Here is a 22,055-nt window from a genome sequence, read left to right as displayed (position 1 = left end):
GGCCCCGTTTTATCAGACGCGGCCAGTTTGGCCGCGGTGACGCAGATAATGATCCGCAATGGCGCAAGCGACCATCGCCTCGCCAATCGGCACGGCGCGGATGCCCACGCATGGATCGTGACGTCCCTTGGTCATCACGTCCACTTCCTTGCCGTCCTTGTCGATGGAGCGGCGCGGCGTCAAAATGGAAGACGTCGGCTTGACCGCAAAGCGCGCCACCACCGGCGCGCCGGTGGCGATGCCCCCCAAAATGCCCCCGGCATGGTTGGACAGGAACAGCGGCGTGCCGTCATTGCCCATCCGCATTTCATCGGCATTTTCTTCGCCGGTCAGGCGGGCAGCCTCAAAGCCATTGCCGATTTCGACACCCTTCACGGCGTTGATCGACATCAGCAGGCTGGCAATATCCTGATCGAGCTTGCCATAGATCGGCGCGCCGATACCGGCGGGCACGCCCTCGGCCACGATCTCGATCACCGCGCCGACCGACGATCCGCTCTTGCGAATGCCGTCGAGATAATCCGCGAACAATTCGACCGACCCGGCATCCGGCGAGAAGAAAGGATTGTTGTCCACTTCCGACCAGTTCCAGCGGCGGCGGTCGATGCCGTGTACGCCCATGGCGACCAGCGCGCCCTTGACTTCAAGGCCCGGCACGATCTTGCGCGCAATGGCGCCAGCCGCCACACGGGCCGCCGTTTCCCGCGCCGACGAGCGGCCCCCGCCACGATAATCGCGAATGCCATATTTGACGTCATAGGTGTAATCGGCATGACCCGGACGGTACTGGCGGGCGATCTCGCCATAATCCTTGGAGCGTTGATCGGTGTTTTCGATCATCATTGAGATGGGTGTGCCGGTGGAGGTCATGGTCACGCCGTCTTCGCCGAGAAGAACGCCGGATAGCACGCGCACCTGATCCGGCTCGCGACGCTGGGTGGTATATTTGGACTGACCAGGTTTGCGCTTGTCGAGATAGGACTGAATTTCAGCTTCGGTAAAGGTGATGCCGGGCGGGCACCCATCCACGATGCAACCGAGCGCCAGACCGTGGCTTTCGCCCCAGGTGGTTACGCGGAACAGATGACCGAAACTATTATGAGACATGCGCGACGCCTGACTAAAATGACCCCGGAACGCCCCGGAGGCGAACCCTGACGGGCAGGATACTAGCTACTTCACCGGGCGTTTTATTGAGCTTTTCGGGATCGGTCAAATCATGGCCACCGCCGACCCGAAATTTCCTTCGGATCATCCCGTTCCGGTATTTTTTTTGACACATTCGACACGCTAGATTGAGGGCAACAAAGAGCAAGTCGCTAATAAACAAATGGCGACGTGGTGTCGATTCGGTGAAGTCTTGCTTCACGACAATGAAACCGGGCGAAAGAGCGGGCAAAGGAACGGAAAACCATGCAGTATCTGGTCGGATTGATCCTCATTCTCGCCTCGCTGTTTTCGACAGTCGCCATGGCCGACGATGCCGAAGGCAAGATCACGTCCATCAACAAGGATAGCGAAACGCTTTCACTCGATGACGGTAAGACTTACAAACTGCCGGGCGAATTCGATTACAGCGCCATCAACAAGGGCATGAAGGTCATCATCATTTACGATATGGTGGATAATACCCGCTTCATCACCGACATTCAGGAAGCGCCGTAAGGCATAATTTGCCGATCAGGCGCAGTCCAACCACGCCTTTACACCCACTCCAGCTTGCCGTTTTCGAACTTCAGAATCTTGTCCTGCGGGATGGAGAGATTGGCGGCCTCATGGCCGTCGAGATCGCCATAGAGATAAAACAATGTGCGAATGCAGCCGCCATGCGTGACGCAAACGGTTGGCCATTCCACGGCCTCAACCCAGCGGCCAATGCGCTGCGACAGGCTCATATAGCTTTCCGCAGTCGTGCCCGGCGGCACGAAATTCCACTTGTCGCGGGCGCGCGCTTCCACCAGATCATTCCGCTCCCTGGCAATGTCTTCCATCATGAAGCCCTGCCAGTCGCCGAAATTCACTTCCATCAATTGCGGATCGGTGCGGAAATCATAAGGATCAAGGCCCATGCGCAGCCGGATGCGTTCCATCGTCTCGCGCGTGCGGCGTAATGGGCTTGCCACGAAATCGAAGCCTGCGCCATCACCGATTAGCGATTTCAGCATATCGCCATTGCGATCAGCCTGGGTGCGTCCATGAGCATTGATGTCAATATCGAGCTGCCCCTGAATGCGCTGCGAAACATTCCAGTCCGTTTCGCCGTGACGCGAAAAGTAGATGATCTCCCGGGCCAAAGCCTTACCTCTAAAGCGTTGCCAGTCGAAAACAGCTGTCGAAGCCGTTCCGGCTGTTTCCTCTTTCTCTTAGTGTCTGAATCAAAAACCGGCAGGCTGTGGCGAAAATGGTGATTTCGAGAACCGGAGCGCAGCGTACATTTGGGTACGTGAGCACCGGAAGCGCAGAAATTGCCATTTGCAGACCGGCATGGCGGCTTTTGGATCAGGCGCTAAAACAGGGATAACTTTCCCGGTCCGGGAAAGACAAAGAAAAATCCCGAAAAGCGTCTCAACTTTTCGGGATTTCAAAAGGATCGTATCAGTCCTTGACGACTGAAATGTCCGGCGCGTCCACCGCCTTCATACCGATGACGTGGTAACCGCTATCAGCGTGGTGCACTTCACCCGTCACCGAACGCGACAGGTCGGAGAGGAAGTAGAGGCCAACATCGCCCACTTCTTCAATCGTCACGGTGCGGCGCAGCGGCGCGTTATATTCGTTCCATTTGAGAATATAGCGGAAGTCGCCAATGCCCGAAGCGGCCAGCGTCTTGATCGGGCCTGCCGAAATCGCGTTGACGCGGATGTTCTGCGGGCCGAGATCGACGGCGAGATACTTTACGCTTGCTTCGAGTGCAGCCTTGGCAACGCCCATGACGTTGTAATTCGGCATGACCTTCTCGGCGCCGTAATAGGTCAGCGTCAGGATCGACCCGCCATCAGCCATCAGCTTTTCCGCGCGGCGGGCAACTGCGGTCAGCGAATAAACCGAAATCAGCATCGTATTGGTGAAATTGGCTTCCGACGTATCGAGGTAGCGGCCGGTCAGTTCGTCCTTGTCGGAGAAACCGATGGCGTGCACCAGAAAGTCGATCTTGCCCCACTTCTTCTCAAGCGCGTCAAAAACAGCGTCGATGCTCGCGGCATCCGCCACGTCGCAATGACCGGCAACAAAAGCGCCAAGTTCTTCGGCAAGCGGCTCGACGCGCTTCTTCAATGCATCGCCCTGATAGGTGAATGCGAGTTCTGCGCCGGCATCGCGGGCGGCCTTGGCAATGCCCCAGGCGATGGAGCGGTTGTTGGCCACGCCCAGAATCAATCCACGCTTGCCCTGCAACAAACCAGACTGTGCGGTCATTAAGGGTCCTCATTGAAAAACTATAAACTTGTTGCCCTATCGCACAGGCTTGCATCACCTTCAAGCAATTGCAGCGAAAAAGCCGGGCATTGTCACTTTACTGCCGCAAAGCTACAACACCCGGCCCGCATTTTGGCCCGCGTGACCACAGAAAAACAGTTCTGATCGATTGAAAAGCAATTCAATCGATCAGAATCGCATAAATTCTTATTGTGTGGCCTTATTGCCTCCCAAAGCGATTTCCGCTTCGGGAGAACAATATCAGCCTTCGCGGCGCTTCTGGAGGAATTCTTCCAGTTCCTTGTCACCGCCCTCCGGCAGCATGATGCGGATATGAACATAAAGGTCGCCGCGCCCGCCCGCTTTCAGCGGCAGGCCCTTTTCCTTCAGGCGCAGCACCCGATCCGAACTCGACCAGGCGGGAACCTTCACCGCAATACGCCCATCGAGCGTCTCGACCTCTTCCTTGCCGCCAAGGGCTGCATCGCTGAGATTGACCGGCAAATCCACATGCACGTCGCGCCCTTCAAGACGGAAACGCGGATGCGGCTTGAAGCGGATCGTCACAAGCGCATCGCCGGGCGTTCCGCCCATCAGCGGCTCGCCCTGCCCTTTCAAGCGGATGGTCTGGCCATCCTCGACATATTTCGGCAGCTTGATATTGAGATGCTTGCCATTCGGGAAAATCGCCTCGACCTTCTCCGCGCCTGCCGCTTGCGACAAGGTCACGTCGATGGATGCGGACAGATCTTGGCCCTTGGCACTGGCGCCCGCGCGGCCACGCTGCCGTCCGCCGCCGCCAAAAGCACCGCCGAACAAATCGTTCAGAATGTCTTCTGCGCCGCCGAAGCCGCCGCCCTGACCGCCGGGACCGGAACGGAATTCGAAATGGCTGTTGCCGCCGCCCTGGCGGAAGCCCGCAAACGGGTCGCCATGTGCACCGCCGAAACCACCGCCGCCCTGGAAACCCTGAAACAAGGGCTTGCCTTCGGCATCGATCTCGCCGCGGTCGAACTGACCGCGCTTATCCTTGTCGCCGACGATTTCATAGGCCTGATTAACTTCCGCAAAGCGCTCCTGCGCCTTTGGATCATCCTGGTTCTGATCCGGATGGTGCTTTTTGGCCAGCTTGCGAAAGGCCGATTTTATTTCTTCGGGCTTCGCCGTTTTGGCGACGCCCAGCACGCTATAGGGATCGCGCATATAGTTCCTCATTCAGGAAAATGACTGTGAAGTCAGTGGTAAGACTCAATTGAGCCTAATATGCGCATCAGGCAAGAAAAGTTCCAGTCTGTACCGACGTCAGACTGCGCATATTGTCAGATCGGTGCAAATGCCGTGACAGTCCACTGGCCGCCGCGCTGCATGCAGGTTTCACCGCGATAGATGGAAACGCCGTCAAAAGCTTCGCGTGAGGTCTCGAATTCACGGCAGAGCTGATCGTTCTTGTTGCTCTCGGCAACGGTCGTGATCGTGCCCTGGCTGCCAGTATCCGGATTGGTCCACGGCACCGGCTTCTTACCCCATTGCGTGAAGTTTAAAGCGGAAACCACGTTCTTGACTGTTGACTGATCGGAAAGCGTACTGGAATCCGGCACGGTCGGCTGCTGCACCGAACCGGTGATGGTGGTCGAATCAGGAACGGCCTTGTCGATGCTGACGCCACCCATGGCACAACCGGCCAGCGAAAACAGCGTCATGCCGATCACGGCATTGCGCAGGGCCGCAGCAAAATCAACGGCAGAGCGGATATGTTTCTGGTGACAGACAGTTCCAGCAGCCAAACGCTACGTCCTCAATTTTACACGCTATGGATGCAGCGATTATGGCGGTGGTGGGTTAACAAGCGATGAGCTGGCAAGGTAAACAAAACCATACCAATGCACAACAGCAACTCTGTGGGTTTCCTCAGCCGACGGGCAGAAAAATCCACGCCCATTCTTGTGATGCGGCATATGCATTCAACCCCGCCCCTGTCCCTGACCAGGAGGTGGACAAGACGCGCTTTATGGAGGAAGCTCGCGCCAGTTTTTCAGGTCGGGATTCCCGTTCCGACCCCGCCTATCACCACAATCATTCGAGAATAGTGGAAATGACCAGCTCAAGCGACGATTTCACCCTGTCTTCCCAGCCTTTCAAGCTTTTTGCGGAGTGGCTGGCCGATGCAGGCAAGACCGAACCGAACGATCCCAATGCCGTAGCGCTTGCCACCGTCGATCCCGACGGGCTGCCCAATGTGCGCATGGTGCTGCTGAAGGATTTCGACGAGCAGGGTTTTGTCTTCTACACCAATTATGAGAGCAAGAAGGGGCAGGAAATCCTGTCGGCTGAGAAGGCTGCCATGTGCTTCCATTGGAAGACGCTGCGCCGTCAGGTGCGCGTGCGTGGGCCGGTTGAGAAAGTCAGCGATGCCGAAGCCGACGCTTATTACGCCTCGCGTCCACGCGGCAGCCGTATCGGCGCATGGGCCTCAAAACAGTCGCGCCCGCTGGAAAGCCGTTTCGCGCTGGAAAAATCTGTCGCGGAATATACCGCGAAATATGCCATCGGCGACATTCCACGCCCGCCATACTGGTCGGGCTTCCGCATTCGCCCGGTCTCGATCGAGTTTTGGCACGATCGCCCGTTCCGCCTGCACGACCGCGTCTTGTTTACCCGGCCCGTGCCGGAAGGGGACTGGAACAAGGACCGGCTTTATCCGTAAGAGAAAGAAAAGCTGCTACGCCCCGCCCTCACCGTGAGGTGCGGAGCGTAGCGAAGCCTCGAAGGGTCGGCCCTTCGACAAGCTCAGGATGAGGGTCGCGCGTTTACGCCTGCCCCTCAATTACACAATCGGCTTGATCGCCACCCAGAGGCTGCCGAAAACGAGGCCGAGGAAGATCAGCCAGCCGACGATATTGTTCGACTTGAACAGTTTCAGGCACTGGTCGGGGTTGTCGATATCGAGCACGATAATCTGGCGGTAGAGATGTACGCCAGCGGCCAGCAATCCGGCAAGTGCCGGCATCGGCACCTGCGCCACCGCAAAAGCGGCGGCAAAGAAACCGATAGCGCCGCCATAAAGGATCATCAGTGCGGTCTTGGTGTGCTTCCCGAACAGGCGCGCCGTGGAACGCACGCCGACCAGCGCGTCGTCTTCCTTGTCCTGATGGGCGTAAATCGTGTCGTAACCGATGGTCCACAGGATCGCGCCGATATAGAGCAGCACCGGTGGCAATGAGAGCGATCCTTCGACCGCAGCCCAACCCATCAGCGCGCCCCATGAAAAGGCGAGACCCAGCACAAATTGCGGCCAGTCGGTAATGCGTTTCATGAAGGGATAGGCAGCGACGATCAAAAGCGAGAAAATGCCGAGCGCAATCGAAAACCAGTTGAATTGCAGCACCACGACAAGCCCGACCAGCGCTTGCAGGACGAGAAAGGCCTTGGCCTGACCGCGTGTCACCTGCCCGGCAGGCAGCGGGCGTGAACGGGTACGGTCCACCTGATCGTCGATATCCTGATCGACCAGATCATTATAGGTGCAGCCCGCGCCGCGCATGGCGATGGCGCCAACCAGAAACAGGAACAGGTGCCAGATCGAAGGCACGACCGACCATGCGCCGTCACCGGGCTGCGCACCGGTGCCCGCCACCAGTGCCGCCGACCACCAGCACGGCCACAACAGAAGCTGCCAGCCAATCGGGCGATCCCAGCGCGCAAGCTGCGCATAGGGCCAAAGCGACTGCGGCAACAACTTATAGACCCAATGGCCCGACGGAGCGTCCTTTACGCGCCCTTGCGCATTGCGTGACTGAATCGATCCGTGTAGTTCGGGCTGTGACATGGCGAAATCCTTGATATATGCAGCCATCACTATAACCCCGACGAAGACGGAGCAAGCAATGAGAGTTCTTTTAATCGGTTCTGGCGGTCGTGAACATGCTCTGGCCTGGAAACTGTCCGCTTCTCCGTCACTGACAAAACTCTATTGCGCGCCGGGCAATCCCGGCATCGCGGAAGCCGCCGAACTGGTCGATATCGATGTCAGCGACCATAAGGCCGTGATTGCCTTCGCCAAGGATAAGGCCATCGATCTGGTCATCGTCGGACCGGAAGCGCCGCTGGTTGCAGGCCTTGCCGACGATCTGCGCGCCGAAAACATCCGCGTCTTTGGCCCCTCCAAGGCGGCAGCCCAGCTGGAAGGCTCCAAGGGTTTCACCAAGGATCTCTGCGCCCGCTTCGATATTCCGACCGGGGCCTATGGCCGTTTCAACAATGCGCCGAAAGCCAAGGCCTATATCCGCCAGCAGGGCGCGCCCATAGTGGTGAAGGCTGACGGTCTGGCCGCAGGCAAGGGCGTGGTCGTCGCCATGACGCTCGATGAAGCGCTGGATGCGGTCGATGCCTGCTTCGAAGGCGCGTTCGGCTCTGCCGGGGCCGAAGTGGTGGTGGAAGAATTTCTGGACGGCGAAGAAGCAAGCTTCTTCTGCATCTGCGACGGCAAAACGGCCCTGCCGCTTGGCTCGGCGCAGGATCACAAGCGTGTCGGCGATGGCGACACCGGCCCCAATACGGGCGGCATGGGCGCTTATGCCCCAGCTCCGGTCATGACGCCGGAAATCGTTGAGCGCACCATGCGCGAACTGATCGAGCCGACCATGCGCGGCATGGCGGAAATCGGCGCGCCCTTCTCCGGCATCCTGTTTCTCGGCCTGATGATCGGCAAGGACGGCCCAAAGCTGATCGAATACAACACCCGTTTCGGTGACCCGGAATGTCAGGTGCTGATGATGCGCCTCAACAGCGACTTGCTGGCGCTGATCAATGCCGCCGTCGACGGCAAGCTGGATCAGGTTTCGCCGGACTGGAAAGATGATCCGGCGCTGACCATCGTTATGGCTGCGGAAGGCTATCCGACCAATGTAAAGAAGGGCAGCGTCATTCGCGGTCTCGACGCGCTTGACGGTCTCGATGGTGTCAAGGTCTTCCACGCAGGCACGGCTGAAAAGGACGGCAATCTCATTGCCAATGGCGGTCGTGTGCTGAACATCACCGCAGTCGCCAGCACTGTCGCGGAAGCACAGGCGAAAGCCTACGACGCCATCAGGAAGATCGACTGGCCGGAAGGTTTTTATCGCACCGATATCGGCTGGCGTGCTGTGGAGCGGGAACGTTCCGGCAAATAGTTTTAATGACAGCACCGGCATGATCGCATCCTTTTGACAGATAGGATGCGATTGGAGCCTGTTTTCATCATGCAATAGGCTGCGAGAAAATATTGACGTTTACGTAATAAGCCGATAGCTCTTGTGTTGAAGAAGACTGATACTCCCTCTGCACGCTTGCAGATCGGAGGCCGGGGTTTCCGAGGAGGGGCCTCGATGAGCACGATGTGGAGGAAAGATGTATCGCGCGCCGGTTTCTGAAATTTCCCATACGCTGATGAAGGTTGCGGGGCTTGAAAAAGCGCTGGCCGACAACCGCTTTCCCGAATTTTCCGCCGATCTGGCCGCAGCCATTCTCGAAGAGGCCGGAAAGTTTGCCGCTGAACGTGTCGAGCCCTTACGCATCCCCGGCGACCGGCATGGCGCGACCGTCAAGGACGGCGTCGTCACCACCGCGCCGGGCTGGAAAGACCTTTACCGCGACTGGATTGCAGGCGGCTGGAATTCGCTGACGGGCACGCCGGACTATGGCGGTCAGGGTCTGCCGACCATGATGTCGGTCGCCGTCAATGAAATGTGGAATGCCGGTTCGCTGTCCTTCGCCATCGGGCCGACGCTCACCACGGGTGCGATTGAGGCGCTGGAAAAGCATGCCTCCAGGGAATTGAAGGATATCTATCTCGAAAAGCTTATCTCCGGCGAGTGGATGGGCACGATGAACCTGACCGAGCCGCAGGCCGGTTCCGACCTTGGCGCGCTGCGCAGCCGCGCCGAGCGCGGCAATGACGGCACCTATCGCATTTTCGGCCAGAAGATTTTCATCACCTATGGCGAACATGACCTGACCGATAACATCGTGCATCTGGTGCTGGCCCGCCTGCCCGATGCGCCTGCGGGCACCAAGGGCATTTCGCTGTTTCTCGTGCCGAAATTCCTCGTCAATCAAGACGGTTCGCTCGGTCGTCGCAACGATCTGTTCTGCTCTGGTCTTGAACACAAGATGGGCATTCACGCCTCGCCGACCTGCACCATGATCTATGGCGACGGTTTCGTGAAAGGCGAGGAACAGGGCGCGGTCGGCTATCTGATCGGCGAAGAAAATCGCGGCCTCGCCTGCATGTTCACCATGATGAACAATGCCCGCCTGCTGGTCGGCATTCAGGGCGTTGGCGTTGCGGAAGCGGCTTACCAGCAGGCGCTCAACTATGCCAAGGAGCGCAAGCAGGGCCGCGCCATCGGTGCGAATCCCAAGGAGGGTATGAGCCCGATCATCGAACACCCCGATGTGCAGCGCATGCTTTTGACCATGAAGGCGCTGACGCAGGCCGCCCGTTCCATCACCTATGCCTGCGCCCATGCCATCGACATGAGCCATGCGACCGAAGGTGCGGATGCACAGCATTGGGCCGACCGTGCCGGTTTGCTCACGCCGCTGGCCAAGAGTTTTGCCACCGATGTTGGCGTGGATGTCACGTCGCTCGGCGTGCAGATCCATGGCGGCATGGGATTCATTGAGGAAACCGGCGCGGCCCAATTGCTGCGCGATGCGCGCATCACGCCGATTTACGAAGGCACCAACGGCATTCAGGCCATCGATCTGGTGATGCGCAAGTTGCCGCTTGGAAATGGCGAGCATATCAAGGGTTTCCTTGCCGAATTGCAGCAGGATGCCGACAAGGTAGTTGCCTCCAACCGCCCGGAACTGGGCGAAACCGGCGCACGTCTTGCAAAGGCGCTCTCCGAAGCGCGTGAAGCGACCGACTGGCTGCAAAAGACAGTTGCCGAGGGTGGCGCAGAGGCGGCACTTGCCGGTGCAACGCCTTATCAGCGTCTGCTGTCGCTTACTTCCGGCGGCGCTTATCTGGCCCGCGCAGCCCTTGCAGGCGACGATAAGGGTCGCGCCGTTCTTTGCCGTTTCTTCGCCGAGAACATGCTGGCCGAAGTATCGTCGTTGAAAGACACCGTCATCACCGGCGCAGCCAGCCTCGCCGCCGCTAAATCCGCACTGGAGGCTTGAACGTGAGCGAACATATTCTCGTCGAACGTCGCGATGCGGTGCAGATTATCCGACTGAACCGGGCCGACAAGAAAAACGCCATCACCCGCGCCATGTATGCCACCATGGCCAAGGCGTTGAAGGATGGCGACGCCGACGACGCGGTGCGCGTCCATGTGTTTCTTGGTGTGCCGGGCGCGTTTTCATCCGGCAACGACATGCAGGATTTCATGGCCGCAGCGGCTGGCGGCGGCGATATGGGCAAGGATATTCTGGATTTTCTCTATGCCCTGTCGAGCGCCAAAAAGCCGGTCGTCTCAGGCGTTGATGGCCTTGCGATTGGCATTGGCACGACGATCCATTTCCATTGCGACCTGACATTTGCAACGTCACATGCGCTGTTCCGCACGCCATTCGTTGATCTCGGTCTCGTGCCGGAAGCCGGTTCCAGCTTGCTCGCGCCACCGCTGATGGGGCATCAGAAGGCCTTTGCCCTTCTGGCGCTCGGTCATGGTTTCAGCGCGGAAGCAGCGCTTGAAGCAGGCATCGTCTATAAAATCGTGGAAAGCGCAGAGCTGGAAGCGGAAGTGCTGAAGGCTGCGGAAGAAATCGCCGCCAAGCCGCCGGAGGCCATGCAGATCGCGCGGTCGCTCATGCGCATGCCCGCCGAAAACATCGCGGATCGTATTGCGCGGGAAGCGAAGCTTTTCGGCGAACGCCTGACCTCCAATGAAGCGCGTGAGGCCATCATGGCCTTTCTCAGCCGCAAGAAGTAAATCCCGGCTCTGATCGATAAAAAAGAACCCGGATGGGGAAACCCATCCGGGTGGCTTTGTCTGGAGGTCAGCCAATTAATTTAGCTTCAAAATGAAGCAGTCTCCTAAACCTAGCGGCAGAATGGGACGAGATCGTGATCACACGACAATGTGAATAATCTCGCCCGTTCAACTTTTCCGCTGCGGTCAATTCCGGGCGATGATTTCCTTGCCTTCGATCACCAGACGGACGCCCAGCGTGCCAGCCTTGCGGCGGGCGAGGAAGCGCGGGCGGCGACGGCGCGTCTCGTGCCCCTGACGGCGGGCCTGCGGTTGGCTGGTGCGCACCGGGCCGGTGCTTTCGTAAAGCGGACGGGCGACGCCGTCTTCTTCCACCAGCATCATCGGCAGGTTGAACGCAGCCGCCCAGGCGCGCCAGTCGGCGGCAACATCGGTCAGGTCATGCGCCACCAGAAGCGGCACGGAAAGCTGCGGGTCCTGATGCATCAGTTCCAGCGTGACGGTGATTTCGCCATATTCGTCTTCGACCGCGCGGGCGACAACACCGACAAAAGCATGGATCGGCAGTGCAATCGACATGGGCAGGCCGCTCGACGGCAGAACCTGCCGGATGACCGCGCCCCGTTCGTTGATGGTGAAGGTGACGTCGGTATTGCCGTCGTGCGATGCGTAGCTCACCACCTGCGGAAAGTGAAACGGATCGAGCCGCAGTTCACGGCCTGCCCAGTCTGGCTTCAGTCCCTTGCTCATCATTGTCAACGCCTCTGTCTCTCTGTCTCTGTCGAGAGCCGGTTATTCCAGCTTCTCTTTGATTGGGCTTTCTGCCCTCGTTGAGATGGAGAATAGACCGCGTTTGTTACCGATGGCCTTAAGGAGTTGGGTTAACTTTTCCCTGCTTTTTCCTTTGGTTATCAGAATGCAACCAGGTGTAAGAATTCGGAAATTCTTCCTAATATGCGTTTACCGATAGCAAAACGGGCGGAAAAACCGCCCGTCATTCAAGTAGCAATTTGGTTTGTTTTACAGGGTCTTGCCGGGGTTCATAATCCCCGCCGGGTCGAAGGCCGTCTTGATGCGGCGCATCAGGTCGAGCGCGAAAGGCTGCTTGAAATGCGCAAGCTCGTCCCGCTTCAGGCGACCGATGCCATGCTCGGCAGAAATCGACCCCCTGTAACTTGTGACAATCGTGTGGATGCGGTGATTAAGCGCGCCCCAATGGGAGAGGAATTCCTTTTTGTCCGCGCCGACCGGCTGCGACACGTTATAATGCAGGTTGCCATCGCCGATATGGCCGAAGCAGACAATGCGTGCACCGGGGATCATCTCCAGCACCGCCGCATTGGCTTCGCGGATAAAGGCCGGAATGGATGAAACAGGCACGGAAATATCGTGCTTGATCGAGCCGCCCTCCGGCTTTTGCGCCCAGGACATTTCCTCGCGCATTTTCCAGAAGGATTGCGCCTGCGCGACGCTTTCGGCAATCGCCGCATCCTGAAGAATATCCGCCTCAAAAGCTTCGTGCAGAATGGTTTCCAGCGTGGTGCGCGCATCTTCTTCCGAGCGCGTGGAGGAAATATCGATCAGCACATACCAGTCATGCGGGCTTTCCAGCGGATCGCGCGCGCCATCGACATGGCGCACCGTGAACTCGACGCCGACACGCGGCATCAGCTCAAACCCGGTCAGCGACGGGCCTGCATGTTCGGTCGCGAGCTGGAACAGGCGCAGCGCGTCGTCCGGGCTGCGCATCCCGGCATAGGCGACGCCCTTGCCCTTCGGCTGCGGAAAGATTTTCAGAACCGCCGCCGTGATCACGCCGAGCGTGCCTTCGGAACCCACGAACAGGTCTTTCAGGTCATAGCCGGTATTGTCTTTCTTCACATAGCGGAGGTCGTCGAGAATTTCGCCGGTTGGCAAAACCACTTCGAGACCGAGGCAAAGCTCGCGCATATTGCCATAGGCGAGCACCGCCGTACCACCTGCATTGGAACCGAGATTGCCGCCGATCTGGCACGAACCTTCCGCGCCCAGCGACAGCGGGAACAGGCGGCCCGCCTTCTCGGCCGCGTCCTGAAGGTTTTTCAGGATGACGCCTGCCTCGACGGTCACCAGATTGCCCACCGTATCAAGCGCGCGTATCTTGTTCATGCGGCCAAGCGCCAGCACGATCGTCGTGCCGCTCTCATCCGGCGTCTGCGCGCCGACGAGGCCCGTATTGCCGCCCTGCGGCACAATCGGTGTTTTCGTTTCGCTGGCGAGTTTCATGATCGCCGCGACTTCTTCCGTGGAGCCGGGACGCAACACCAGCGCCGAATTGCCCTTATAAAGATCGCGTTGCTCGATCAGATAGGGCGCAATGTCTTCTGGCGCGGTGAGTGCGTTCTTCTCGCCCACGATGGCGGCGAAACGTTCGATCAATCCGGTGTCCATATTGGTCCTTTGAAATCTAGCGCGGTGCGGCAGCGCGGTTCAAACGGTCATTGATGGCCTCGCCGAGACCGTCAAAGGGAATGGGTTCAACGGCAATGGTGCTGGCGCCGATGGCGTCGAGCTTGCGCATGAAATCGAACAGATTGCTGGCCGCCTCGCGCAGATTGCCATCGGCGCTGAGGTTGAGTACGGCCTTTGCCGTCTCGGCTCCGGCCACCCGCGACGGCCCGAAAGCCAGCAGCGCCTCGCCCGGCTGCACATCGCCAACCGCAAGCCGCATGGCGGCATCCGGTGCATAATGCGAGGCCATCATGCCCGGCGCGATGATATGCGCCTGAATGGCCTCGGTCTGTTCGGTGCGCACCAGCTTTGTGCCAATCGCTGCTTCTATGTCCTCTGCAGCAAGCCCGCCGGGGCGCAACAGACGCACCATGCCGCCCTCGACCTTCACGATGGTGGATTCCACGCCCACTCCGCATGGACCGGCATCGAGGATCAGGTCTATTTTGTCGCCAAGATCGTCCGCGACGGCTTTGGCGCTTGTCGGACTGATACGCCCGGAGGTATTGGCGCTCGGTGCCGCAACAGGGCTGTCCAGCGCCGTGATGACCTCCTGCACGCGGCCATGCGGCATGCGGATGGCGAGCGTCGGCAGTCCCGCCGTCACCAGCGGATGAATGGGCCGACTGGTATCCTGTTGGTCTTTCAGCGGCAGCACGATGGTCAGCGGGCCGGGCCAGAACAGTTCCGCCAGCTTGCGCGACAGGGCATCGAAGGTAACATAGCGCTCTGCCATGGCAATGCCGCTGACATGAGCAATCAGCGGGTTAAACTGCGGGCGACCCTTGGCGGCGAAAATACCGGCCACGCCTTCGCCGTGCGAGGCATCGGCGGCAAGACCGTAGACGGTTTCGGTGGGAATGGCGACAAGACCGCCGCGCCGCAGGATTTCCACCGCGCGCTGAACTGCCTCATCATCGAATTTCATTACATCTGACACTGGTTTTCCGCCTCTCGGGCGTCCAAGTTGAGTGCATCCCGAAAAGTGCAAAGCGGTTTTCGGACAAGATGCACGCATAGATATGAGCGCCTTCTGCCTACACAAGCGCGAAGCCCTGCGCAAGCAAACAGGCGGTTTGCCTCGTGCACATTTATGGCAACGCGACCCGGAAAATTGCGTTTTGTTAGCTTTTTTGCGGCAGGATGTTACTATCCATGCTTGAGGTGAATAATGTTATCGCGATTTATCGCCATTTCACTGACTGTCGCCGGACTGCCCGCTGTTCCATCGGCCCACGGGGCGGAACTTGCGCGAACGACCTATGCGGTCGGTTCCATCGACTATATCGGCTATGACCGGATGGGCGCCAACGGGCTGCCTGTCTGCGGCGCTTGCAGCCAGCGGCAAGAGGCTGAAGCCGAAGCGCTGAAGGAAATCGAAGCACGGCGCAAGCGCGCCCGCGCCTATATGGCGCGCATGCAGGGCAAGCCGCTGCCGGAAGACGTGCAGGAACAGCCCGCTATCATCCCGACCGAACAGAAGATGCCAGACTTCGACCCCGCCAAGCCCGTGCGCGTCGTCGGCGATCCGTGGGCAGGCGCATCGGGAGAAGTGGACCTCAGTTCGCTGACGCTCAGACCCAGCCTTCAATAATCCTCAAATAAAAATGGCGCCAACCGGCGCCATTTTTATTTCGTATAGGCTGGCTATCAGCCAGCGATCTTGGAGAAATCCGCAACCTTGCCGGTGGCCGTGCGGATCAGGTCGAGCAGAGCCAGACGGTTGGCGCGAACATTTTCGTCCTCGTCATTGACGAGCACCTTTTCGAAGAACGTATCGACCGGACCGCGCAGCTTGGCGAGCGCCAGCATCGCGCCCGAAAAATCTTCGCGGGCAATGGCCGTTTCGGTTTCGCTCGATGCGAGATTGACCGCGTCGAACAGAGCCTTTTCCTCGTCCAGCTTGAGAAGCGAAGCATCGACGCTGCTCGCGACTTTGGTGCCCTTCTTCTCTTCCGCTGCCAGAATATTGGCGGCGCGCTTGGTGCCAGCCAGCAGGTTCTTGCCGTCTTCCTCATTGATGAAGACGATCAGCGCTTCCAGGCGGCGTGCGACCAAAAGCAGGTTGTCGGCTTCCGGCGTCAGCACGGCGTCGATAGCGTCGTAACGTGCGCCTTCGTCTTTCAGATGCACCTTGAAACGGTCGTGAAGGAAGGAGAGAAGATCGGCCAGCACCGGTTCGGCGCTGCGGTCGGCTTCGGCACGAACTTCCGTCTCATAGTTGCGCAGTGCATTGTCGACATCCTGTTCGCCATCGACATCGCCAGACTTTTCACCTGCAAGCCTGGCTTCGAATTCACGCAGCTTGCGCTGGACCACGCCTTCTTTCAGCGCGGCGAAGGCCGAACGGAACAGCGGCAGCAGCGGGAATTTCCAGTCCTGCGATAGCAGAAGACGAATCACGCCAAGGGCGGCACGACGCAGCGCATAGGGGTCTTTCGAACCGGTCGGCTTTTCGTCAATGGCCCAGAAGCCGACCAGCGTATCGAGCTTGTCGGCCAGCGCCACGGCAACCGAGACCGGGTTCTTCGGCACCACATCGGACGGGCCTTGTGGTTTGTAATGTTCTTCAACCGCTGCGGCGACGGCTGCATCCTCGCCCTGAAGCAAAGCATATTTGCGGCCCATCGCGCCCTGAAGCTCGGGGAATTCACCCACGACTTCGGTGGTCAGATCAGCCTTGGCCAGCACTGCCGCACGTGCAGCAAGCTTCGGATCGGCACCGACCAGCGGCGCGATCTGCGCAGCCAGTTCGCGGATACGCTCAACGCGAGCGCCTTGCGTCCCGAGCTTGGCATGGAAGGTCACGTTCAACGCGTCCAGCCGCGCCATGCGCTGATCGAGCGGCTTCTTCAAATCGAGGCCGAATTTTTCCGCCGAGGCGCTGAGCTTGTCGAGGTCGGGCAGATCATGCTGATCGGTGTGCCAGAAATAGAGCGCATCCGACAGACGTGCGCGCACCACCTTGCCGTTACCGTATGCGATTTCCGTACCGCCATCGCGGGCTGCGATGTTCGACACCAGAATGAACCGGTTGGACAGCGCTTCCGTTTCGCCCTGCTTGCGCGTGACAAAACACTTCTGGTTGGCGCGGATGGTGAGGCGGATGACTTCCGGCGGGATCGCCAGAAACTCTTCCTCGAATTCGCCCATCAGCACGACCGGCCATTCGACAAGACCTGAAACTTCCTCCAGAAGCCCCTCATCCTCGACCAGTTCGAGTCCCGACGCGAAGGCAAGGTTATGCGCGTCCTGCGAAATCATTTCCTTGCGGCGTTCGGCGTCGAGCACCACAAAAGCCTTTTCCAGCTTTTCGACATAATCGTCGAAGCGGCGCACCTTGATCGCCTGACCGTCGCTCAGGAAACGATGACCATAGGTCAGATTGCCGGACTTGATGCCATCGACGTCGAATTCGATAACCACTGTTTCCTCGGTTTCAGGGCCGAAGGTGCACAGGATCGATTGCAGCGGACGCACCCAGCGCAATGCACCGGGCTTTGCCGAAGCCGCGCCCCAGCGCATGGATTTCGGCCACGGGAAATTGCGGATCGTCTGCGGCACCAGCTCGGCGACGATTTCTTCCGCCGGGCGGCCCGGCTTCGTCAGATGGGCGACATAGAAATCGCCCTTCTTCGGATCGGAATGCACATGGGCCTGCGCAACATCGGTGAGACCGGCCTTGCGCAGAAAGCCCTGAATGGCCTGTTCCGGTGCTGTGACCGACGGGCCCTTGATGTCCTCATGCACGTCCTTGGAACGCACGGTCAGGCCGCGAATGTCGAGCGTCAGGCGACGCGGCGTCCAGTAAGCGGTCGCGGCTTCATAGGTAAGACCGGCTTCGACCAGACCATCGGTGATCATCTTTTTCAGATCGCCGGCAGCCTTGCGCTGCATGCGGGCCGGGATTTCCTCGGAAAAGAGTTCGAGAAGTAAGTCAGGCATTAAACAGCCTCATTCTTGTAATTAAAGCCGCCTGCATCGGTGAGCAGAAATGCCTCGCCGCACTGACGCGCGAGATTGCGGACGCGCAGGATGTAGCTCTGGCGCTCGGTGACCGAAATCACGCCGCGCGCATCCATCAGGTTGAAAACATGGGATGCCTTAATGCACTGGTCATAGGCGGGGAGCACGCATTTGTGCAAAGAGCCCTCGCCCGTGCTGCCCGCCTTCAAAATGGCTTCGCATTCGCGCTCGGCATCAATGAAGTGGCGATGCAGGATTTCGGTATCGGCCATTTCGAAATTGTAGCGGGAATATTCCTGCTCAGCCTGCAGGAACACATCGCCATAGGTAACCTTTTCGTCGCCTTCGAGACCGTTGAAATTGAGGTCGTAGACATTGTCCACGCCCTGCACATACATGGCGAGGCGCTCCAGACCATAGGTCAGTTCCCCGGCGACCGGCGAGCATTCAATGCCGCAGACCTGCTGGAAATAAGTGAATTGCGACACTTCCATGCCGTCGCACCAGCATTCCCAGCCAAGCCCCCAGGCGCCGAGCGTCGGGCTTTCCCAGTCGTCTTCCACGAAACGCACATCATGCAGCGTCGGATCAAGGCCGATGGCCTTCAGCGAACCGAGGTAAAGGTCCTGAAGGTTCGGCGGCGATGGCTTGATGATGACCTGATACTGGTAATAATGCTGCAGCCGATTGGGATTTTCGCCATAGCGGCCATCCTTGGGACGGCGCGACGGCTGCACATAGGCGGCTTTCCACGGCTTCGGCCCGAGCGAACGCAGCGTGGTTGCCGGATGAAACGTACCCGCACCCACTTCCATGTCGTAAGGCTGCAAAATAGCGCAACCATGTTCCGCCCAATAGTGATGGAGCGTCAGGATCAGACCCTGAAAGGAACGGGTGGGATGCATATGTGCGGGCAACATGCTGGACGAATTAGACACCGGGCTGGGCCTCGTTATTGAAATGATGGCCCGGTCTAAGCAGGATTTCCGAAAAGTGGCAACCGGTTTTCGGATAAAAATCCTGCCAGATCATACATCAGCACCGCAGGGTCAAGCACAGACTGCCGGTTTCAGTGTCCTATCGCCCTGAAACCGGACCTATCTGCCGCTTTTAATCCGTCGTCGGCTTTTCCGGTGTGGGCGCAGCTGGTGCAGGCGCGACAGCAGGCGTGTCCTGCTTCGGTTCTTCCGGCTTCGGCTGGTCCGGCTTTTTCTCGCCTGGCTTGGTCGCATCGGCGGAAGACTGGCCCGGAACGTCGGGCAGGCCCTTCTTCAGCTTTTCCTCGATCTTGACGAGTTCTTCCGGCTCCGGCTTGCCTGCAATCGCATGGTTCCACTGAAACGTCGCCTCAAGCTGGCGACCAACGCGCCAATAGGCATCGCCCATATGATCGTTGATCGTCGGGTCTTCCGGGCGCAGCTTAACAGCCTTTTCCAGTTCCACCACCGCTTCGTCGTAACGACCGAGCTTGTAATAGGCCCAGCCCAGCGAATCGACGATGTAACCGTCCTGCGGGCGCAACTCGACCGCCTTCTTGATCATGTCGAGCGCACGATCGAGATGGATGCCCATATCGACCCAGGAATAACCAAGATAATTCAGCACCTGCGGCTGGTCGGGATAAAGCTCCAGCGCCTTGTTGAAACTCGGTTCCGCCTTGTCCCACTGCTTCAGACGCTCATAGGCGATGCCGCGCTGGTAGAAGACCGGCCAGTCCTTGCGTTCCGGCGTCTTGATCTGTTCGACAGCCGCGTCATAAATCTTGGCGGCTTCGGCGAAATTCTTGTCCTGCGCGTAAACGCCACCCAGCGCCAGATAGGTACGGATGTCGGTCTTGTCGCGGCCCAGAAGCGTCTTCAACTGCTCAATGGCCTCGGCAGACTTGTCATTATCGGCAAGGTTCAGCGCGCGCTGCATTTCGGCATCGCGGCGATAGGGCGATTTTTCCGGCACTTGCGCATAATATTCCACTGCCGCTTCCGGACGGCGCAGCTTGGCCGAAATATCGCCAAGCTGGAACAGGGTCGCATCATTGCCCGGACGCAGCGGCAGCGAGAGTTGCAGATAAAGCTTCGCAAATGCCTCTGCACCGCTGCGGTTGATCGCGGTGCCGAGCGTATAAAGCACTTCACCAGCGCCCTGCTGCGGCGTTTCGATCAGGCGGTCAACTTTCTGCCCCGCCTCGACCTGCTCGCGCAGTTCGGTGAGCGTCATGCGACCATTCAGCAGTTCCTCGCCATCCTTCAAGATCTGGATGGCCCCGGCCTTGTCGCCCTGACGCAGCTTGAACGAGGCATAGGCCATAATGATGCGTTCATAGGTGTCGGGCGCAGCGCTGCCGCCGGGACGGTCATCGAAGGCCTGCTGGTAGAATTCCGCCGCTTCCTTCTTCATCCCGGCCTGATCGGCGATCAAAGCAGAATTATAGGTGCGGAACAGGCCATACCATTCGGGGCCTTCCATCTTCTTGATATCGGCCAGTGCCTGCTTGGGATTGCCCTGCCCCACCTTGACCCACGCATTCATGAAGCCTGTCGCAAGCCGGTCCATGTCGGACTGCATGGACAGCATCAAAAGCGGTCCGACCTTGCGGTACTGCTTTTTGGAAATAGCGTCGATGGCAAGGGCGACGCGAGAGAAACGCTCGATATCCGGCACATTCTGCAATTCGGAAGCAAGTGGCAGGGCGTCTTTGAAGCGGCCTTCGGTCAGCAGAACGAGAAGCAGGTCCTGCTTGACCTGACTGTTGCCCGGATCGAAAGCCATGGCCTGACGATAGAAATCGGCGGCGGCGGACAGGTTGTTATCGGCTTCGGCGGTGCGGCCCGCCAGATAGGCGCCAGCAAAGGAACCGGCCCGAACAGCAGGCGTGACGACGGGAGCGGGATCGGCTGCCGCCTTGGCCCATGCGCCGCTGGCAGGCATTGCAATTCCCGCCAGAAGCGAAAAAAGCAAACCGTAAAGCGGGCCGTTTTTCATTCCATGCCGCATGAAGCCCAATCCTCTTCTCACATTCCCACCTGTGCCATCGGCAACGAATCGCCGACCGTATCCAAAACCGACAAGCCGTCTCCTCACCGGAAAAGGCACTTCAAGCATGGCCTTTTTGGGATGAGGGGGCAAGAAAAGCATCCGTGATGGGGTGCTTTTCCTGATCGATCCCGTTCGAAATATTCGAACTCAGTTCACGCGGCTGATGCAGAAGTCGATGACTTCGATGAGGGCATCCTTTTCCGGCGAGGCCTTCAGCGGCGCCAGAGCATCGCGGGCAATCTCGCCAAAGTGGCGCGCACGCTGCACGGTATCGGCAATCGCGCCATGTTTGGTCATCAGGCCGATGGCCTTTTGCAGCGATGCATCGTCGCTGGCACCGTCCTCGATGGCGTGCTTCCAGAACGCGCGTTCATCATCGGTGCCACGACGGTAGCTGAGAATCACCGGCAGCGTGATCTTGCCTTCGCGGAAGTCGTCGCCCGTGTTCTTGCCCAGATCGGCAGCCGAGCCACCATAGTCGAGCGCATCGTCAACCAGCTGGAAAGCGAGACCGAGATTGAGACCGTAATCCCGCAAGGCTGCGCGATCCGAACGCTGCACACCGGCGATGATCGGGCCGACTTCGGCAGCCGCCGAAAACAGCGCCGCCGTCTTGGCCTTGATGACCGCCAGATATTCGTTTTCGGTGGTTTCCATGTTCTTGGCAGCGGCAAGCTGCATGACTTCGCCCTCGGCGATCACCGAAGCAGAGGTCGCCAACACGTCAAGCGCGTCGAGCGAGCCGACATCGACCATCATCTTGAAAGCCTGACCGAGCAGGAAATCGCCGACGAGAACGCTGGCCTGGTTGCCCCAGATCATGCGGGCGGTGCTTTTGCCACGGCGCAGATCGCTTTCATCAACCACATCATCGTGCAAAAGCGTTGCGGTATGCATGAATTCGACAGCGGTTGCGAGACGCACATGACCGTCGCCGTCGTAACCGAACATGCGGGCGGCAGCGAGCGTCATCATCGGGCGCAGGCGTTTGCCGCCCGACGAGATCAGATGATTGGCGACTTCGGGAATCATTTCGACGTCGGAACCGGCGCGTGACAGGATCATTTCGTTTACGCGCGCCATATCGGCCTTCGTCAGGTCGACAAGCGGCTGCACCGATCCTGTCTGCTTTTTCTTGTCGTCGAGATTCAGAACCACACCCAATGCCATTACTCCTTGATGGGGCCGCCACCATATTTAAGCGCGGCGGAATGCTCAAGACGCATTCCGTGC

General features: G+C 58.9%; 19 protein-coding genes. 6 read left to right on the top strand and 13 right to left on the bottom strand.

The features are described 5' to 3' along the window. Nucleotides 1-12: 12 nt before the first annotated feature. Nucleotides 13-1,107: a chorismate synthase gene (gene aroC, locus D8666_RS09170; RefSeq protein ID WP_109368450.1), complete on the bottom strand. Its 1,095-nt coding sequence runs from the start codon at nt 1,105-1,107 to the stop codon at nt 13-15. Between the two features lie 306 nt (nt 1,108-1,413). Between aroC and D8666_RS09165 the strand changes: the two genes are divergently transcribed. Next, a complete protein-coding gene (locus D8666_RS09165; protein ID WP_109368449.1) occupies nt 1,414-1,665 on the top strand; it encodes a DUF1344 domain-containing protein in 252 nt (83 codons plus the stop codon). Nucleotides 1,666-1,703: 38 nt separating this feature from the next. Here the strand turns inward: D8666_RS09165 and D8666_RS09160 are convergent, their stop codons facing one another. The 4 genes from D8666_RS09160 to D8666_RS09145 form a co-directional block, all read right to left on the bottom strand. Then, nucleotides 1,704-2,294: a histidine phosphatase family protein gene (locus tag D8666_RS09160; RefSeq protein ID WP_121537335.1), complete on the bottom strand. Its 591-nt coding sequence runs from the start codon at nt 2,292-2,294 to the stop codon at nt 1,704-1,706. A gap of 301 nt (nt 2,295-2,595) precedes the next feature. Continuing rightward, a complete protein-coding gene (fabI, locus tag D8666_RS09155) occupies nt 2,596-3,414 on the bottom strand; it encodes an enoyl-ACP reductase FabI (RefSeq protein WP_109368447.1) in 819 nt (272 codons plus the stop codon). Nucleotides 3,415-3,675: 261 nt separating this feature from the next. Beyond that, nucleotides 3,676-4,617, bottom strand: coding sequence for a DnaJ C-terminal domain-containing protein (locus D8666_RS09150; RefSeq protein ID WP_109368446.1), 942 nt, complete (start codon nt 4,615-4,617; stop codon nt 3,676-3,678). Between the two features lie 116 nt (nt 4,618-4,733). Continuing rightward, nucleotides 4,734-5,198: an RT0821/Lpp0805 family surface protein gene (locus D8666_RS09145; protein ID WP_371830798.1), complete on the bottom strand. Its 465-nt coding sequence runs from the start codon at nt 5,196-5,198 to the stop codon at nt 4,734-4,736. A 308-nt stretch (nt 5,199-5,506) separates the two neighbouring features. Here D8666_RS09145 and pdxH point away from each other — a divergent pair, with 308 nt between their 5' ends. Continuing rightward, entirely contained in the window at nt 5,507-6,118 is a 612-nt protein-coding gene (pdxH, locus tag D8666_RS09140) for a pyridoxamine 5'-phosphate oxidase (protein WP_109368445.1), read from the top strand. A 120-nt stretch (nt 6,119-6,238) separates the two neighbouring features. Here pdxH and ubiA read toward each other — a convergent pair whose 3' ends face one another. Beyond that, the gene (gene ubiA, locus D8666_RS09135; RefSeq protein WP_109370178.1) at nt 6,239-7,240 is read right to left on the bottom strand and encodes a 4-hydroxybenzoate octaprenyltransferase; all 1,002 of its coding nucleotides are present in this window, start codon (nt 7,238-7,240) and stop codon (nt 6,239-6,241) included. 58 nt (nt 7,241-7,298) lie between these two features. Between ubiA and purD the strand changes: the two genes are divergently transcribed. The 3 genes from purD (at nt 7,299) to D8666_RS09120 (ending at nt 11,333) form a co-directional block, all read left to right on the top strand. Beyond that, a complete protein-coding gene (purD, locus tag D8666_RS09130; RefSeq protein ID WP_109368444.1) occupies nt 7,299-8,582 on the top strand; it encodes a phosphoribosylamine--glycine ligase in 1,284 nt (427 codons plus the stop codon). Nucleotides 8,583-8,799: 217 nt separating this feature from the next. Further along, nucleotides 8,800-10,578 (top strand): acyl-CoA dehydrogenase family protein, encoded by a 1,779-nt coding sequence (locus D8666_RS09125; RefSeq protein WP_109368443.1) that lies wholly within the window; start codon nt 8,800-8,802, stop codon nt 10,576-10,578. Between the two features lie 2 nt (nt 10,579-10,580). Next, nucleotides 10,581-11,333: a crotonase/enoyl-CoA hydratase family protein gene (locus D8666_RS09120; RefSeq protein WP_109368442.1), complete on the top strand. Its 753-nt coding sequence runs from the start codon at nt 10,581-10,583 to the stop codon at nt 11,331-11,333. A gap of 186 nt (nt 11,334-11,519) precedes the next feature. Here the strand turns inward: D8666_RS09120 and D8666_RS09115 are convergent, their stop codons facing one another. From D8666_RS09115 to D8666_RS09100, 3 genes are all read right to left on the bottom strand, one after another. Further along, on the bottom strand, nt 11,520-12,086 hold the full coding sequence (locus D8666_RS09115; RefSeq protein WP_121537334.1) for a DUF6101 family protein: 567 nt from the start codon (nt 12,084-12,086) through the stop codon (nt 11,520-11,522). A gap of 267 nt (nt 12,087-12,353) precedes the next feature. Further along, on the bottom strand, nt 12,354-13,763 hold the full coding sequence (locus tag D8666_RS09105) for an FAD-binding oxidoreductase (RefSeq protein WP_121537333.1): 1,410 nt from the start codon (nt 13,761-13,763) through the stop codon (nt 12,354-12,356). A 16-nt stretch (nt 13,764-13,779) separates the two neighbouring features. Further along, nucleotides 13,780-14,751 carry an L-threonylcarbamoyladenylate synthase gene (locus tag D8666_RS09100; RefSeq protein WP_371830802.1) on the bottom strand — a complete coding sequence of 324 codons (972 nt, stop codon included), beginning with the start codon at nt 14,749-14,751 and terminating at the stop codon, nt 13,780-13,782. Nucleotides 14,752-14,994: 243 nt separating this feature from the next. On the opposite strand from D8666_RS09100, the gene D8666_RS09095 reads away from it, so the two are divergent. Further along, nucleotides 14,995-15,417 carry a hypothetical protein gene (locus tag D8666_RS09095; protein WP_109368437.1) on the top strand — a complete coding sequence of 141 codons (423 nt, stop codon included), beginning with the start codon at nt 14,995-14,997 and terminating at the stop codon, nt 15,415-15,417. Nucleotides 15,418-15,473: 56 nt separating this feature from the next. On the opposite strand, the gene glyS is transcribed toward D8666_RS09095, so the two are convergent. The 4 genes from glyS to D8666_RS09075 form a co-directional block, all read right to left on the bottom strand. Beyond that, nucleotides 15,474-17,768 carry a glycine--tRNA ligase subunit beta gene (gene glyS, locus D8666_RS09090; protein ID WP_121537331.1) on the bottom strand — a complete coding sequence of 765 codons (2,295 nt, stop codon included), beginning with the start codon at nt 17,766-17,768 and terminating at the stop codon, nt 15,474-15,476. Further along, nucleotides 17,768-18,694, bottom strand: coding sequence for a glycine--tRNA ligase subunit alpha (locus D8666_RS09085; RefSeq protein ID WP_109370177.1), 927 nt, complete (start codon nt 18,692-18,694; stop codon nt 17,768-17,770). The genes glyS and D8666_RS09085 overlap by 1 nt, the downstream gene beginning before the upstream one ends. 205 nt (nt 18,695-18,899) lie before the next feature. Continuing rightward, nucleotides 18,900-20,780, bottom strand: a complete 1,881-nt coding sequence (locus D8666_RS09080; protein WP_109370176.1) for a tetratricopeptide repeat protein — start codon at nt 20,778-20,780, stop codon at nt 18,900-18,902. Between the two features lie 189 nt (nt 20,781-20,969). Further along, nucleotides 20,970-21,986 (bottom strand): polyprenyl synthetase family protein, encoded by a 1,017-nt coding sequence (locus tag D8666_RS09075; protein ID WP_109370175.1) that lies wholly within the window; start codon nt 21,984-21,986, stop codon nt 20,970-20,972. Nucleotides 21,987-22,055: the final 69 nt, after the last annotated feature.

This window comes from Ochrobactrum soli, assembly GCF_003664555.1.
GTDB classification, from domain to species: Bacteria; Pseudomonadota; Alphaproteobacteria; order Rhizobiales; family Rhizobiaceae; genus Brucella; species Brucella teleogrylli.
Note: the sequence above shows the minus strand (reverse complement) of the source record. Positions and strands in the feature narration are given on the sequence as shown.

Excerpts from the sequence above, each read along its gene's own strand:
- aroC (WP_109368450.1), bottom strand. The coding sequence starts at position 1,107 with ATGTCTCATAATAGTTTCGGTCATCTGTTCCGCGTAACCACCTGGGGC.
- D8666_RS09165 (WP_109368449.1), top strand. The coding sequence starts at position 1,414 with ATGCAGTATCTGGTCGGATTGATCCTCATTCTCGCCTCGCTGTTTTCG.
- fabI (WP_109368447.1), bottom strand. The coding sequence starts at position 3,414 with ATGACCGCACAGTCTGGTTTGTTGCAGGGCAAGCGTGGATTGATTCTG.
- D8666_RS09150 (WP_109368446.1), bottom strand. The coding sequence starts at position 4,617 with ATGCGCGATCCCTATAGCGTGCTGGGCGTCGCCAAAACGGCGAAGCCC.
- pdxH (WP_109368445.1), top strand. The coding sequence starts at position 5,507 with ATGACCAGCTCAAGCGACGATTTCACCCTGTCTTCCCAGCCTTTCAAG.
- ubiA (WP_109370178.1), bottom strand. The coding sequence starts at position 7,240 with ATGTCACAGCCCGAACTACACGGATCGATTCAGTCACGCAATGCGCAA.
- purD (WP_109368444.1), top strand. The coding sequence starts at position 7,299 with ATGAGAGTTCTTTTAATCGGTTCTGGCGGTCGTGAACATGCTCTGGCC.
- D8666_RS09125 (WP_109368443.1), top strand. The coding sequence starts at position 8,800 with ATGTATCGCGCGCCGGTTTCTGAAATTTCCCATACGCTGATGAAGGTT.
- D8666_RS09115 (WP_121537334.1), bottom strand. The coding sequence starts at position 12,086 with ATGATGAGCAAGGGACTGAAGCCAGACTGGGCAGGCCGTGAACTGCGG.
- D8666_RS09105 (WP_121537333.1), bottom strand. The coding sequence starts at position 13,763 with ATGGACACCGGATTGATCGAACGTTTCGCCGCCATCGTGGGCGAGAAG.
- D8666_RS09100 (WP_371830802.1), bottom strand. The coding sequence starts at position 14,751 with ATGAAATTCGATGATGAGGCAGTTCAGCGCGCGGTGGAAATCCTGCGG.
- D8666_RS09095 (WP_109368437.1), top strand. The coding sequence starts at position 14,995 with ATGTTATCGCGATTTATCGCCATTTCACTGACTGTCGCCGGACTGCCC.
- glyS (WP_121537331.1), bottom strand. The coding sequence starts at position 17,768 with ATGCCTGACTTACTTCTCGAACTCTTTTCCGAGGAAATCCCGGCCCGC.
- D8666_RS09085 (WP_109370177.1), bottom strand. The coding sequence starts at position 18,694 with ATGCATCCCACCCGTTCCTTTCAGGGTCTGATCCTGACGCTCCATCAC.
- D8666_RS09080 (WP_109370176.1), bottom strand. The coding sequence starts at position 20,780 with ATGCGGCATGGAATGAAAAACGGCCCGCTTTACGGTTTGCTTTTTTCG.